Source organism: Hippea sp. KM1 (assembly GCF_000526195.1).
In the GTDB taxonomy this organism is placed as follows: domain Bacteria; phylum Campylobacterota_A; class Desulfurellia; order Desulfurellales; family Hippeaceae; genus Hippea.
Map to the genome: position 1 here is coordinate 199,974 of NZ_JAFP01000001.1, position 13,498 is coordinate 213,471.

Consider the following 13,498-nt stretch of genomic DNA (forward strand, 5'->3'; position numbering starts at 1 on the left):
AATGGACATGAGAAATTGGGTCAAGATAATAATAGGCGATAGTCGCAGAATGATAGAGATAGAGGATCAATCCGTAAATTTAATAATTACATCACCGCCTTATTGGTCAATAAAGGATTACGGTGTTAACAATCAGATTGGATATGGACAGACCCTTCATGAGTACCTTAAAGATCTGTATAGGGTCTGGATAGAATCATACAGGGTGTTGGAGCCAGGCAGGCGATTGATTGTCAATATAGGAGATCAATTTGCAAGATCCATAGTTTACGGAAGATATAAAATTATACCCCTCCATGCAGAGATAATTGCCCAGTGCGAAGACATTGGGTTTGATTATATGGGTTCTATCATGTGGCAGAAGAAAACCACTATGAATACGACAGGCGGGGCGAATGTTATGGGTTCATATCCCTATCCTCCCAACGGTATGATAGAGATAGATTATGAACATATACTTGTGTTTAAGAAGCCCGGGAAAAGTAAAAAGGTCTCAAAAGAGATTAAAGAGGACTCTAAGCTTAGCAAAGAGGAGTGGAAGGAGTATTTTTCTGGACATTGGTATTTTGGAGGGGCAAGACAGGTAGGTCATCAAGCAATGTTTCCAGATGAGTTGCCTAAACGGTTGATAAAAATGTTTAGTTTTGTTGGCGAAACGGTTCTTGATCCTTTTTTGGGAAGCGGAACAACGGCAAGGGTGGCGTTAGAATTAGGCAGGAATGCCATAGGCTATGAGATAAATAAGGATTTTTTAAAGACTATAGAAAAAAAATTAAGAGTGAAGGATGCATCTATATTTGAGAAGAGGATTGAAGTTATCAAAAGGGGTAATCCAATAATTCTAAAAGATGTAGATTATAGGCCGAGGATAAAAGATGCAAAACCCGTAATTGAGCCGGGTAAATTAAAGTTTGGTAAAGATAAATTGTATCAAGTAATCGATGTTTTAAAAGATGGAAGATTGAAATTGGATACAGGGCTTGTTGTAAAACTAAGGGGGGTTATAATAGTAAATTTGGATGAGGCTTTAAGTTATTTAAGACAGTATGTATTGAAAAAAAAGGTGTATCTTAAGTTCGATGAGGGGTATATAGCTGAAGGTGATCTTGTAAGCGCTTATGTGTATCTCAAGAATAAGATATTTATTAATGCTCATCTGATCAAGGCAGGGTTAGCTGCTATAGATAGAGATTTAGACTTTGATTTGAAGGAGAGATTTTTGAAATTAGAAAGCAACCGTGATATGGGTGTTTCCTTTGGGGAGACAGGGGTTGCACGGTAGAGAGCAGTCATGGAGCTTAAGATAGAGATTGAGGAAATACGCAGGTTGTTGGAGATAGAGGACATAGAATTTCCCAAGTATGCGACCCAGATACTTAATTTGGCCAACCAGAATGCTCAAGCAACAAGGCCCAAAGTCGTTGGGCAGGTGAGTGAGCTTATAAAAGAATTCCCAGGAAAAACGCTTCAGGAATGGGAAGAATGGTATTTAGAGAGATATCCGGATTCCATAAACGAAGCGACAAAGAAAATTTTGAAGATGCTCGATAGTTTTAAGGAAACAATTGATCGGATTGATGAAGATATGATCAAAAAATGGGTTAAAGATTTAGTAGTTGTTAAAACCTTTATAGGGCTGAGGTTTCAGGAGGCTGTATTAAAGAGGGTTGCCAGGGAGTTTGGTTTGAATTATAGGCCTTCAATGCCCAAAGATGAGAAAAAGGGCATTGATGGTTATATCGGGAATGTTCCTGTAAGCTTAAAGCCTATCACATACAAACACAAAGAGATGCTGGCAGAAAAAATAGATATAGATATCATCTATTACGAAAAACAGAAAAACGGCTTAAAAGTCTCAATCCCAGCTGAATTGGAAGGCAAGCTGCTCAAAACCCCCTGAGTGAATTGTTTGGTTAGAATAAAGTTTTTTGCTGAAGGTTATTTTTACCTAACTTTTCAGTTCATTTTTAAAATAAGCTTCCCTTAATAAGCATCTGGTCTTCTGCATAAAAATCACTTGACAAATCAGATAAAATATTGTTCATTCTCTTACAGTTTTTTAGTGGAGGAAAGATATGGATAAGGCAACAATGGAGGAATTGAAAGACAGACTGTTGAGCCTGAAAAAGGAGATAAGCTCAAGAATCAAAGAGAACCTTGAAAGGGTCAACTCTATTCAACTAAAGGGCGATGAGGGGGATTTTTCTTCTGCTGTTTACTCCCGCCAGGTTATCTATGATCTGATAGAGAAGGATAGAAAGCATCTCATTGAGATAGAAGAATCTTTGTATGATATAGAGAAGGGCACATACGGCATCTGCAAAAGGTGCGGCAAGGAGATAGAAATAGAGAGAATGAAGGCCAAGCCCACGGCCAAGTATTGCATTGCTTGCAGGAAGATTATCGAGTCTGGTAAATAGCTGTCTGGACATTGTATTTGCCCCTAAATGCCTGTTGTGCGGGGCAAGAACGACCGGTTTGGTTTGCAATGACTGTCTATGCAGCCTAAGAAGCGATTTTAACAGGTGTAAGGTCTGTTCACGCCCCATAGGTGCAAAGGGGGCGGTCTGTTCTGTTTGCCTATCCAAGAAGCGGTTTTTTGTTAGGGGTTTTTCCCTTTTTAACTATAAAGATGAGAATGTAAAGAGGGTTATAGAACTTCTAAAATTTAAGGGGTATTACCGTCTGGCGGAGTTGCTTTATCATTTCAAAAAAGAGATTATCCAAAGCGGCATATTTGATGGTGTTGATTGCTTGCTTGCTGTGCCTATGCACAGAAGGGATATCCTCAAGAGGGGTTTTAACCAAGCCGTATTTATCGCCAGGGCGCTCTCTGATATCACAGGCATAAAGGTTGATTATTACCTTTTGAGGAAGCTTAAAAGAACCAAGCATCAGGTCGGTTTGTCGGCCAAAGAGAGGGAGGTTAACCTTAAAGGGGCATTCGGTTTAACAAAAACGCCCTCATATAGGCGTGTGGTTATAGTGGATGATGTCTTTACCACGGGGTCAACGATCAACGAGATAGCCAGGCTGTTGTTATCCTGTAATGTTAAAAGCAATTTCTTTTGTTTATCGTCAACACCCGGTTTAAAAGATGTTGATTTTTAGCTGTTTTTGTATATCATAACAAGGCTATATCCTTGCTTTCTGCTTTTTAGCAGGAGGCCAAAAGTCCAAAAGGAGGTTGTGGATGAGGTATTACGAGTTGCTTTACATCGTTCGGCCCACGATGGGTGAGGATGAGTTGAAGGCCTTTATTAACGGTGTTAAGGAGAGGATCGAGGCCGAGGGCGGAGAGATTCTGAAGAACGAGGTGTGGCAGAAGAGGAATTTGGCCTATCCCATCAAGAAGTTCAAGCAGGGTTATTACATCCTGGTTCATTACAGATCAGAGGCCGAGGTTCCCAAAAAGATCGAGGAGTATTTAAGGATCAAAGAGGATGTCTTGAGGTTTTTAACGACTTACATGTTAAAGAAGGATATCAAGGCATATCAGAAGAAGGAAGACGATGGCAAATCTGAATAAAATAATGCTCATAGGCAATCTGACCAGGGATCCTGAATTGAGATATACGCCTGCAGGTTTGGGGGTTGCAAGCTTCGGCATTGCCGTAAATACGCCGATAGGTAAGGATGAGCAGGGCAACAGGAAAACAGAGACCCTTTTTGTGGATGTGGTGGCCTTTGGCAGGCAAGCAGAGACAATAGCAGAATACCTTAAAAAAGGGTCGCTGGTTTATATTGAGGGGAGATTGCGTTATAGAACCTGGGAAGACCCAAACGGCAACAAGAGGTCAAAACACGAAGTAGTTCTTAATAATTTTCAATTTTTGTCCTTTAAGGATAGAGCAGATAGCTCCCAGCAGGTTCCTGTTGATATGCCTGCTGAGGATGAGGATATACCATTTTAATGTTGATTGGAGGTTTTTAAGATGACGGATAACAAGAAGAAAAAGAGATACTTCAGATACCCAAAAAAGAAGGTTTGCCATTTCTGCTCTAACAAGATAGAGGAGATCGATTACAAGGATGTGGATACGCTATCGAGGTATGTGACGGAGAGGTATAAAATCATAGGAAGAAAGACCACGGCAACATGCGCCAAGCACCAGAGGATGTTGACCAAGGCCATCAAGAGGGCAAGGGTTATGGCTTTGATGCCGTTTACTATTAGCAGAAAACTCAAAGGCTAAAGGGGGATGCAATGAAGATAGTGCTCCTTGAAGATGTGGATAAATTGGGCTATGCAGGCGATATAAAGACCGTAAAAGACGGTTATGCCAAGAATTACCTAATACCCAAGGGTCTGGCTTTGGCTGCAACCAAAAGCAATCTAAAGCTTGTTGAGGAGAAAAGAAGGGCTATCCTTAGAAAGATTGAAAAGAAGATCGAGCAGGCAAACAGGGTGAAAGAAGCGCTGGATGGTCTTGAGATAGAGGTTGCAGCAAGGGCAGGAGAGAAGGGCAAGCTCTTTGGTTCTGTTACGGCCAATGAGATATACGAGCAGCTGAAGGATAAGGCTGAGTTTGATAAAAAGAGCATAAGGTTGCCCAAGGATGGCATAAAGGAAGTGGGGACGCACCAGGTTGAGATAGCCATCTATAGGGATATTAAGGCGACCGTTAAGGTCAAAGTCGTTCCTCTAAATGAAGAGCAGTAATGCCGTAAGAGCCTACCCTCAATCCATAGAGGCAGAGAGGGCACTGCTGTGCTCTCTCTTTCTGGATAATTCCAAATTTACCGATGTAATAGAGATAATAAGTGAAGACGATTTCTTTGATGGGAAGAATTCTATAATTTTCAGGGTTTTAAAGGAGCTTTACGCAAACGGCGTCCCCTTCGACTTTGTTACGGTTTCCAATGCCATAAAGGAAAAGGGGCTTTTAGATAAGGTTGGCCCATCCTATATAACCAGCATTACGGAGTTTCTTCCTGCTCCTGCGAATACGGAATACTATGCCAATATTATCAAGAAGAAGTCGGTTTTGAGGCAGTTGATCTCCATGTCCACAGAGATTGCAACGATGTGCTATGAAGAGCCTGAGGATATTGAGGATGTATTGAATATAGCAGAAAAGAGGCTGTTTGAGGTGGTAAGCAACCGCTCCACCAAGTATAAGTCCAGCGAAGAGGCATCCGAGGATATGCTTGAGTTCCTTTCAAGGCTAAAGGAAAGGAAGAGCATTATAACGGGTATCCCCAGCGGTTTTATAGATTTAGATAAAATGACAAACGGCTTTCAAGAGGGCGATTTGATAATCGTTGCAGGACGCCCCGGCATGGGTAAGACATCGTTTGCTTTGAGCATAGCCCTCAATGCTGCATTGGATTACCAAAAAAGCGTCGGCATCTTTTCGTTGGAAATGTCCGTCAGACAGCTCCTTTTGAGGATGATCTCGTCCATGTCCAGGGTTGAGATGGGTAAACTAAGAACGGGTTTCTTTGAGAATGACGAGTGGGATAGGGTCGTAAAGACGCTTGATAGGCTAAAGTATGCAAGGATTTACATGGATGATTCGTCCCTTTTAAGCTCTATAGACATACGCACCAAGGCCAGGAAGATGAAGATGGAGAAGAATATAGACCTGCTTATTGTGGACTATCTTCAGCTTATAGAGGGTCAGAGCCAGATCACCAACAGGACGCAGCAGATTTCTGAGATCTCGAGGTCTTTAAAGATTTTGGCCAAGGAGCTTGAGATACCCGTTATAGCGCTCTCCCAGCTCAACAGGGCTGTTGAAAGCAGGGAGGATAAAAGGCCGACGCCTGCAGATTTGAGGGAGTCGGGTTCTATTGAGCAGGATGCCGATCTTGTTATATTCATCTATAGGGATGAGGTTTACAATAAAAACTCGCCCGACAAGGGCAAAGCCGAGATAATAATAGCAAAGCACAGAAACGGACCACAGGGAACGATTAAGCTGCAATTTGAAGGCAAGTTGGCCGCCTTTAGAAATCTGCAGGATAATGAGGATTATTACGCCTCCGATTCATACAGCGAAAAAGCAGAGGAAGATTTAGACTTCGAAGAACACTCCGAACTCTAAAATGAAATTTATCAAGATACGCAAAGCCAGGGTTCATAACCTTAAGGGTATAGATGTCGATATACCGAAATCCAAAATAACCGTCATAACAGGCCCCTCAGGCAGCGGCAAATCCACACTGGCCTTCGATGTTTTATATGCGGAGAGTCAGCGGAGGTATTTGGAATCCTTAAGCGCCTATGCGAGGCAGTTCTTAGAAAAGATAGAAAAACCCGATGTTGAAAGCATAGAGGGCTTATCGCCAGCCATAAGCATAGACCAGAAGAGTATCTCTGTTAATCCTCGCTCCACCGTCGGAACGATAACAGAGATTTACGACTATATGAGGTTGCTGTTTGCCCATGTGGGTGAGGCCTATTGCTATTCGTGCGGCAGAAGAATTACAAAGCAAGACCTACAAACGATAGTCGATGAGATAGCCTCAAAAATCGGCAAGAAGCTTTTGATCCTTGCCCCTGTTGCCATTAATAAAAAGGGGACTTTTAAGGCCGAGTTTGAGCGATTCAGAAAAGACGGTTTTGTTAGGGTTTTAGTTGATGGGGTTGAGAGACTGCTTGAGGAGGATATAGAGCTTGATAAAAACAAAAAACACGACATCTATCTTGTCGTTGACAGGATAAAGGTGAGGGAAGGCTCAAGGGGCAGGATAGCAGAGGCTGTGGAGCTTGCCCTAAAGATAGGGGGTGGTATCCTTACCGTTAAGGATATAGAAACAGAAGATGTTGAGTTGTTTTCTGAGCATTTCTCCTGCCCTTATTGTGGCATAAATTACAAGCCCATAACACCCCAGAGCTTTTCCTTTAACTCCCCCTTGGGTGCATGCCCTGAATGCTATGGTTTGGGTGTGAAGCATCAGCTTGATCTGGATAAAGTTATGCCGGATAAATCGCTCTCTATCAGGGAGGGTGTGGTTAAGCTGTGGAGGAGGCCTAAGTATTACTTCTATCAGAGGTTTCTTATAGAGGCCTGCAGGCAGTTTGGCATAGACATATACACACCCTTTGAGGAGCTGCCCAGGCAACATCAGGATATCGTGCTGTTCGGTAAATCCAACGAGGTTGTGGAGTTTGAGATTGCATCGGGCAAGACCGTAAGGAGGGAGTTTAGAGGGGTTATAAATCTATTGCTTGAGCAGTTTAACCAGACCGAAAGCTCAAAGGTAAAAAGCGAGATAACATCCCTGATGCAGGAGGTTGTATGCCCTGTCTGCAAGGGGGATAGGCTTAATAAAGAGAGTCTGTCTGTTAGGATTATGGGCAAGAACATTATGGATGTTAGCAGGCTTAAGGTCTCCGAGGCATATAGCTTCTTTGTTGGGCTAAGAGAGCATCTGACACCCATGCAGCTTGAAATATCAAAAAGGGTTCTATCTGAGATAGAGGTTAGATTGAGGTTTTTGATGGATGTCGGTTTGGATTATCTTTCTTTGAATAGGGCTGCCTCCACGCTTTCTGGCGGTGAAGCACAACGCATCCGACTCGCCACACAGGCCGGCAGCAGCTTAAGCGGGATTACCTATGTGCTGGATGAGCCTTCAATAGGTTTACACCCAAGGGATACATTTAGACTCATAGAGACGCTTAAGCACCTGAAGGATAACGACAATACGGTCGTGGTGGTTGAGCATGACCCTGCTATTATTGAATCTGCCGACTATGTGATCGATATGGGGCCTGCAAGCGGCAGGCTCGGGGGCGAGGTTGTTGCATCTGGCAGTGTGGATGAGATAAAGCAGAACGAGAAATCCCTGACGGGTAAATATTTAAGCGGAAAACTAACCATAGAGCCCAGAAAGAACTATAAAAAACCGCTCCATTTTTTAAGGATAAAGGGGGCGAATATACACAACCTAAAGGGTATCGATGTTGATCTGCCGCTTGGTGTATTTGTGTGTGTCAGCGGTGTTTCGGGCTCTGGTAAGAGCTCGCTTATCTTTGACTGTTTCTATGAATACGCCTCAAGGGCGAAGATGGGGCTAAAGAGCGATGTTTGCAGGGGTATAGATGGGCTTGAGCGCATCGATAAGATAATAAAGATCGACCAATCACCCATAGGCAGAACGCCACGGAGTAATCCTGCCACATATACATCGGTGTTTACCGATATAAGGGAGCTATTTGCCCAGACGGAGGATGCCAGGATTCAGGGTTTTACAGCCTCAAGGTTCAGTTTCAATATCAAGGGTGGAAGGTGCGAAAAATGCAAGGGTGAGGGGTATATAAGGATAGAGATGCAGTTTTTGCCCGATGTCTATGTCAAGTGCGATGTGTGTGGAGAGAGGCGTTATAACGAGGCGACCCTCAATGTGAAATATAAGGGCAGAAGCATTTACGATGTGCTGGAGATGACAATAAATCAGGCGTATGAGTTCTTCGAGAATGTCCCCAAAATAAAAAGAAAACTCTCGATCTTAAGGGATGTGGGCCTGGGTTATCTTCAGCTTGGTCAGCCGGCCACAACGCTTTCTGGCGGTGAGGCCCAAAGGATAAAGATAGCCAAGAATTTAATCATACCACCGACGGGACATACGCTGTATCTGTTGGATGAACCATCAATTGGTTTGCATATGGACGATGTCAAAAAACTCATAGAGGTCTTAAGGAGATTGGTCGATGAGGGCAACAGTGTCGTTGTTATAGAGCATAACATCGACATCTTGAAAAGTGCAGACTATATCCTCGATGTAGGTCCGGATAGTGCCGATAAAGGCGGCAGAATAGTCGCCTGGGGCAGTCCTGTTGAGGTTGCCAAAAACTTTAATACCTATACGGCCTATTATCTGAAAAAAGCCTTAGGAATCTGACTTGTTTTTACACTTGCTACATACGCCGTAGCAGTATATATCGCAATTCGATATCTCAAAATCCTTTAAATCCTTTAGCTGGTCTTTTAGAAAGCTCGTATCGATCTCCACATCTATCACCTCTCCGCAGACCTTGCATATGAGGTGGTGGTGCGGTTTCTGGGCGGCTATCTCGTATTTTGGTTTGGCTCCCTTGATGGCCAATTCCTTTATTATGCCCTTATCCCGCAATGTGTGTATGTTTTTATAAACCGTTGCTAAAGAAACAGAGGGGAATCTCTCACTGATATTTCTGTAAATGGTTTCTAAATCGATATGGCCTGCCTTGTGGATCTCCTCCAAGATTGCCAGCCTTTGGGGTGTTGCCTTTAAATCCGTATTATTTAACAAGTCTCTAACATTAATCATCACTATAACCCCCCTTATTTTATTCAAAATGCATAATAGCACTTTTCAGGCGATTGTCAAGTAATATTTTTTATTCTTGACTGGTAATGCCATTTTTATATAATAGAGCTGCAATCCAATGTCTCACATTTGCCCACCTTCGGTGCCCCTTGGGATTTTACCTTCCCACATCCCAAGGGGTACTTTCTTTATTTTGACTTTTTCCACATAAATCCTATTATAGGAGAAATTTGTAATGGAGGTGGAGGATGGAGATAGATTATCAATTGAAACCAAAAAGCCAACGGAGAACAGAGGAGTTTGTGCCAGATAAGCCCCTGCCGTTTGGCCTTCTAAGGACAGACCACATGTTTGTGATGGACTATGAGGATGGTGAGTGGAAAAATCCCAGGATAGTGCCGTATGGCCCTGTAGAGCTGCCACCCGGTGCAATTGTTTTGCACTATGGACAGGCCATATTTGAGGGGGCAAAGGCCTTTCAGCATGAGGATGGCGAGATATACACCTTTAGAATAGATAAAAACGCCAGGCGCATGAATAGATCGGCCGAGATACTCTGCATACCGAAGATAGATGAGGATATACAGATAGAGGCCATAGAGGCCTTGATAGATGTGGATAGGTTGTGGTTTCCAAAGCAGGAGGGTGCATCCCTCTATATAAGGCCTTTTATCTTTGCCACACAGGATTCCTTGGGTGTTCATCCTTCGGTAAGCTATAAGTTCATGGTTATGCTCTCACCAAGCGGACCGTATTATCCTCAGGGCTTTACAAAACCCATAAAACTTTTGATAACAAAGAGATTCCACAGGGCCGCCCCCGGGGGCACAGGCTCTGCTAAGGCTGCTGGCAACTATGCCGCAAGCCTTCAGGCGGGTGAGTTTGCAAAGAGGTTTGGTGCAAGTCAGGTGCTGTATTTGGATGTAAACAACGAGTATATAGAAGAAGCGGGTGCCATGAACCATTTCCACATAACATCAGACGGCACGGTCGTTATACCCGAGTTTACCGACACGATCTTGCGCTCCATAACCTCTGAGAGCGTTATGGAACTCTCTGGCAGAATGGGCATAGATGTGAAGCAGGAAAGGGTTAGAATAGATGAGTTTGTTGAGGGTGTAAAGAGCGGTGCTATAGTTGAGGCGGGCGGATTTGGAACGGCGGCTGTTGTTTCGCCTGTTGGTGAGTATGTATTTGAGGATGGCACATCGATAATCGTGGGCAATAACGAGGTTGGTAACTACACAAAGAGGATATACGAATACTATACAGGTATCCAAACCGGCAAGATAGAAGCCCCGCAAGGATGGCTTAAGAAGGTTCCAAGAAGGGTATGAAGGTAGCCTTAGTTGAATTCCTAAACGCCGTTCCCCTCTATTATGCCCTAAAGAAGGGTATCATAGAAAACGATTTTGAATTTATATCTGCGGTGCCGAGCCAGTGCGCTCGGCTTCTGTTTAGTGGAGCCGTCGATATAAGCAATGTGTCTGTTGTGGAATATGTAAACTCCGAAAAATATAGAATACTATCCGATGGCTGTATATCGACAGATAAACGGGTCAAAAGCGTTGTTATGTTTTTAAAGAAACCGATAAACCGGATAAGGCGTGTTAAGCTTGATAGAAACTCCAAAACCTCAGTCGCTCTAATAAAGGTGCTTTTTAGGTTTAAATACAACCTAAGCGTGGATTATGTCTATGACGGTGATGCCGACTGTGAGTTGGTGATCGGTGATAGGGCATTAGAAAGGTTAAAAAACACCCAGGAGGGTGTTTTGGATCTGGCTGTGGAATGGTTTGATTTTACCCAGTTGCCGTTTGTCTTTGCCGTGTGGATCACAAACAAAGAGTTAGATGATAAAATCAAGGAAAAGTTCTATCTGTCCAAGGAGGTGGGCAAAAAGCTAACAAAAACCATCTGCTCTGAGTTTTCTCACCTCATTGATGAGAAGGGATGCTTTGAATACCTAACATCAAACCTATCCTATGATTTGACACAGGAGAAGAGGAAAGCCATAGAGGTTTTTTTTGATTATGCCTATCGCTGCGGGGCTATATCAAACAACCGCCCCCTTGAGTTTATTTAGGCGATATGGATGGTGCCTTCGATATGAGGTATTTGGCATCGTCGCTTGAAAACTCAACGCCGATACCCGCAAAGGCCGAACGGGTTTTGGAGTTGAGTATCTCATCAACCCCTCCAAATAGGTCAAAGTGCCTTAAGAGCCTGTATGTTAGCTGGAGTTTCAGATGGGCCCTTTTGTCCCTTATGTCGTTTGTATGGTTGAAGTCAAAGACATCTAAGCTTGCCTTGAGCTGATCGTTTAACATGTAGTAATCCGCCCCAAATCCGAAGGTGGATTCCATTATGCCGCCCCTTAAAACGATGTTGTAATAGCGCTTTCCGATCATTGCGATAAATCTGGCTTTTGTGTCGTCGTGGGATGGGTCTGTTGTGTTTTTGTAATCCTTCTCAGACACGACACCCACCCTGTAAAACTTATCCGGCATTGTGTATATGTCTGCATACACATAACCCTTGCTGTATGAATCCCTGAAATTTGCCTCGTTGGCTGCGTATATATTCAGGGCTATCTGGTCGCCCCTTGTTAGGTATGTCTTTATGCTTTTGAGTGTGTCGTTGAGGTTATTGTAAACATCCTCATCGTTTACGAGTTTGCCCAGGGTGCCCTTGCCGCTGTCTATCTTTTTGGTGATGCTTTCTATGTATCGTGAGGCGTTGTCTATGTTGTTATATAGGTCATCATCCACAAGTAGCTTGCCCAAACTGCCCTTGCCCTGCCTTAGGTTGGCGCTTAAGAGGTAAACATTCTCAAGCGTCTCGTTGAGCTTGTTCATCGCCTGTTTTGCATTCTCTATAGCCAGCCTTACATCCTGCCTGTTTTCCTTCAATATCTGGGCTAAGGTCTCCATCGATGTGTTGAAGTTATCTATGGCCGATTTTATGGCGTTTCTATTCTCATCGACCAATTCGTTTAGATGCTGTGATAAGACCCTGATTTCTTTTAATGCTTCGGCGATGTTTTGCCTGTTCTGGTTGTTGAATACCTTGTTTATGTTTGTAATGAGCGTCCCTAAATCTGTTGGTGATACAGTGCTTGCTATGTAATCGCCGTTTGATAGGTATTGACTGGAGTTTCCGAATTTTATCTGCAGGTATTTCTCACCCAATAGACTCTTGCTCTTTATTATGGCTATTGAGTCTTTGGGTATTTTGTATTGCTTGTAAATACTTAAGACCACGACGGCCTTGCCGTCCTTTAGCCCTATGTTTTTTATGTATCCGACATCAACGCCCGCCACCTTGACCTTGGTGTTTAGATCCAGACCCGATACATCCCTGAAGGTTGCATAGATGGTGTATGTGGGTTTCTTGTTTAGGTTTAGTTTGCCCATCTGTGTTGTAAGCCAAGTCAGAACACCCAAAACCAACAATATAAACAGACCAACAATAACCTCTGCTTTTCTATTACCCATCTTCTTCTCCTGTGAAATAACTTTCCAGAAATTCCCTTACCACGGGGTTTTTTGAGTTTATGATCGTTTGTTTGTCTCCAAATTCCATAATTTTACCCTCATGCAGAAAGCCTATCCTGTCGGCTATCTTGAATGTTAAAGAGAGGTCGTGGCTGATTATAAAACAGGTGGTCGATAGTTTCTGCTGCATCTGCTTTATCAGTTTTGCTATCGCCATGGATGTGATGGGGTCCAGGCCTGTTGTGGGCTCATCGAAGAATATGACCTTGGGTTTGGTTATGATAGCCCTTGCAAGCCCCACCCTCTTTCTCATACCTCCAGATAGTTCAGATGGTATCTTATGCTCTATGTTTTCTAAATTTACCAGCCTCAATGTCTCCTTTACAGCCTCTTTTAACTGCTTCTTTCCCCTTATAAGTTTATGCTCAATAACGGGAAAAGCAACATTTTCAAAAACATTTAAGGAATCAAACAGTGCCGCATCCTGAAACAGGACACCGAAATTCAACCTGACAGCCTTTAATTCCCTTTCGGATAGTTTTGTTATATCTTTATCCTCAAACATGATTTTGCCTTCATCGGGCCTTAAAAGCCCTATCAGGTGTTTTAAAAGCACGCTTTTGCCTGCTCCGCTTTTGCCTATGATAACCGTTATCTTGCCCCTCTCTATGGTCAGGTTTAGGCCATCAAGCACCCGTTGGGTGCCAAAGCTCTTTGTCAGATTCTCAGCCCTTATCATA

General features: G+C 43.2%; 15 protein-coding genes. 12 read left to right on the plus strand and 3 right to left on the minus strand.

Annotated elements, in window-relative coordinates:
* The first annotated feature begins 49 nt into the window (after positions 1-49).
* The 10 genes from D891_RS0101045 to uvrA all read left to right on the plus strand — a co-directional run bounded on the left by D891_RS0101045 (position 50) and on the right by uvrA (position 8,853).
* On the plus strand, positions 50-1,282 hold the full coding sequence (locus tag D891_RS0101045; protein WP_232227873.1) for a DNA methyltransferase: 1,233 nt from the start codon (positions 50-52) through the stop codon (positions 1,280-1,282).
* A 9-nt stretch (positions 1,283-1,291) separates the two neighbouring features.
* Positions 1,292-1,900, plus strand: a complete 609-nt coding sequence (locus tag D891_RS0101050) for an MjaI family restriction endonuclease (protein WP_025209191.1) — start codon at positions 1,292-1,294, stop codon at positions 1,898-1,900.
* A 175-nt stretch (positions 1,901-2,075) separates the two neighbouring features.
* On the plus strand, positions 2,076-2,420 hold the full coding sequence (locus D891_RS10015) for a TraR/DksA family transcriptional regulator (RefSeq protein ID WP_025209192.1): 345 nt from the start codon (positions 2,076-2,078) through the stop codon (positions 2,418-2,420).
* Positions 2,386-3,111 carry a ComF family protein gene (locus tag D891_RS09350; protein WP_156919046.1) on the plus strand — a complete coding sequence of 242 codons (726 nt, stop codon included), beginning with the start codon at positions 2,386-2,388 and terminating at the stop codon, positions 3,109-3,111. Before D891_RS10015 ends, D891_RS09350 begins: the two co-directional genes overlap by 35 nt.
* An 82-nt stretch (positions 3,112-3,193) precedes the next feature.
* Positions 3,194-3,529, plus strand: coding sequence for a 30S ribosomal protein S6 (gene rpsF / locus D891_RS09680; protein WP_025209194.1), 336 nt, complete (start codon positions 3,194-3,196; stop codon positions 3,527-3,529).
* Positions 3,513-3,914, plus strand: a complete 402-nt coding sequence (locus D891_RS0101070) for a single-stranded DNA-binding protein (RefSeq protein WP_025270775.1) — start codon at positions 3,513-3,515, stop codon at positions 3,912-3,914. The genes rpsF and D891_RS0101070 overlap by 17 nt, the downstream gene beginning before the upstream one ends.
* A 21-nt stretch (positions 3,915-3,935) precedes the next feature.
* Entirely contained in the window at positions 3,936-4,196 is a 261-nt protein-coding gene (rpsR, locus tag D891_RS0101075; RefSeq protein WP_025209195.1) for a 30S ribosomal protein S18, read from the plus strand.
* An 11-nt stretch (positions 4,197-4,207) separates the two neighbouring features.
* On the plus strand, positions 4,208-4,663 hold the full coding sequence (gene rplI / locus D891_RS0101080) for a 50S ribosomal protein L9 (protein WP_025209196.1): 456 nt from the start codon (positions 4,208-4,210) through the stop codon (positions 4,661-4,663).
* Positions 4,650-6,050 carry a replicative DNA helicase gene (gene dnaB / locus D891_RS0101085; protein WP_025209197.1) on the plus strand — a complete coding sequence of 467 codons (1,401 nt, stop codon included), beginning with the start codon at positions 4,650-4,652 and terminating at the stop codon, positions 6,048-6,050. The genes rplI and dnaB overlap by 14 nt, the downstream gene beginning before the upstream one ends.
* Position 6,051: 1 nt before the next feature.
* On the plus strand, positions 6,052-8,853 hold the full coding sequence (uvrA, locus tag D891_RS0101090) for an excinuclease ABC subunit UvrA (protein ID WP_025209198.1): 2,802 nt from the start codon (positions 6,052-6,054) through the stop codon (positions 8,851-8,853).
* On the opposite strand, the gene D891_RS0101095 is transcribed toward uvrA, so the two are convergent.
* The gene (locus D891_RS0101095; protein ID WP_025209199.1) at positions 8,842-9,261 is read right to left on the minus strand and encodes a Fur family transcriptional regulator; all 420 of its coding nucleotides are present in this window, start codon (positions 9,259-9,261) and stop codon (positions 8,842-8,844) included. The two genes, uvrA and D891_RS0101095, sit on opposite strands and share 12 nt — an antisense overlap.
* A gap of 248 nt (positions 9,262-9,509) precedes the next feature.
* Between D891_RS0101095 and D891_RS0101100 the strand changes: the two genes are divergently transcribed.
* Positions 9,510-10,598 (plus strand): branched-chain amino acid aminotransferase, encoded by a 1,089-nt coding sequence (locus D891_RS0101100; protein WP_025209200.1) that lies wholly within the window; start codon positions 9,510-9,512, stop codon positions 10,596-10,598.
* Entirely contained in the window at positions 10,595-11,347 is a 753-nt protein-coding gene (locus D891_RS0101105; RefSeq protein WP_025209201.1) for a menaquinone biosynthetic enzyme MqnA/MqnD family protein, read from the plus strand. Before D891_RS0101100 ends, D891_RS0101105 begins: the two co-directional genes overlap by 4 nt.
* On the opposite strand, the gene D891_RS0101110 is transcribed toward D891_RS0101105, so the two are convergent.
* Positions 11,340-12,758 (minus strand): MlaD family protein, encoded by a 1,419-nt coding sequence (locus tag D891_RS0101110; RefSeq protein WP_025209202.1) that lies wholly within the window; start codon positions 12,756-12,758, stop codon positions 11,340-11,342. The two genes, D891_RS0101105 and D891_RS0101110, sit on opposite strands and share 8 nt — an antisense overlap.
* Entirely contained in the window at positions 12,751-13,497 is a 747-nt protein-coding gene (locus D891_RS0101115; protein WP_025209203.1) for an ABC transporter ATP-binding protein, read from the minus strand. Before D891_RS0101115 ends, D891_RS0101110 begins: the two co-directional genes overlap by 8 nt.
* Between the last annotated feature and the right edge of the window lies 1 nt (position 13,498).

What these genes read in the sequence shown, in the direction of transcription:
- D891_RS0101105 (WP_025209201.1), top strand. Translation starts at nt 10,595, where the DNA reads ATGAAGGTAGCCTTAGTTGAATTCCTAAACGCCGTTCCCCTCTATTAT.
- D891_RS10015 (WP_025209192.1), top strand. Translation starts at nt 2,076, where the DNA reads ATGGATAAGGCAACAATGGAGGAATTGAAAGACAGACTGTTGAGCCTG.
- rpsR (WP_025209195.1), top strand. Translation starts at nt 3,936, where the DNA reads ATGACGGATAACAAGAAGAAAAAGAGATACTTCAGATACCCAAAAAAG.
- D891_RS0101115 (WP_025209203.1), bottom strand. Translation starts at nt 13,497, where the DNA reads ATGATAAGGGCTGAGAATCTGACAAAGAGCTTTGGCACCCAACGGGTG.
- uvrA (WP_025209198.1), top strand. Translation starts at nt 6,052, where the DNA reads ATGAAATTTATCAAGATACGCAAAGCCAGGGTTCATAACCTTAAGGGT.
- D891_RS0101095 (WP_025209199.1), bottom strand. Translation starts at nt 9,261, where the DNA reads ATGATTAATGTTAGAGACTTGTTAAATAATACGGATTTAAAGGCAACA.
- D891_RS0101100 (WP_025209200.1), top strand. Translation starts at nt 9,510, where the DNA reads ATGGAGATAGATTATCAATTGAAACCAAAAAGCCAACGGAGAACAGAG.
- D891_RS0101050 (WP_025209191.1), top strand. Translation starts at nt 1,292, where the DNA reads ATGGAGCTTAAGATAGAGATTGAGGAAATACGCAGGTTGTTGGAGATA.
- dnaB (WP_025209197.1), top strand. Translation starts at nt 4,650, where the DNA reads ATGAAGAGCAGTAATGCCGTAAGAGCCTACCCTCAATCCATAGAGGCA.
- rpsF (WP_025209194.1), top strand. Translation starts at nt 3,194, where the DNA reads ATGAGGTATTACGAGTTGCTTTACATCGTTCGGCCCACGATGGGTGAG.
- D891_RS0101070 (WP_025270775.1), top strand. Translation starts at nt 3,513, where the DNA reads ATGGCAAATCTGAATAAAATAATGCTCATAGGCAATCTGACCAGGGAT.
- rplI (WP_025209196.1), top strand. Translation starts at nt 4,208, where the DNA reads ATGAAGATAGTGCTCCTTGAAGATGTGGATAAATTGGGCTATGCAGGC.
- D891_RS0101110 (WP_025209202.1), bottom strand. Translation starts at nt 12,758, where the DNA reads ATGGGTAATAGAAAAGCAGAGGTTATTGTTGGTCTGTTTATATTGTTG.
- D891_RS0101045 (WP_232227873.1), top strand. Translation starts at nt 50, where the DNA reads ATGATAGAGATAGAGGATCAATCCGTAAATTTAATAATTACATCACCG.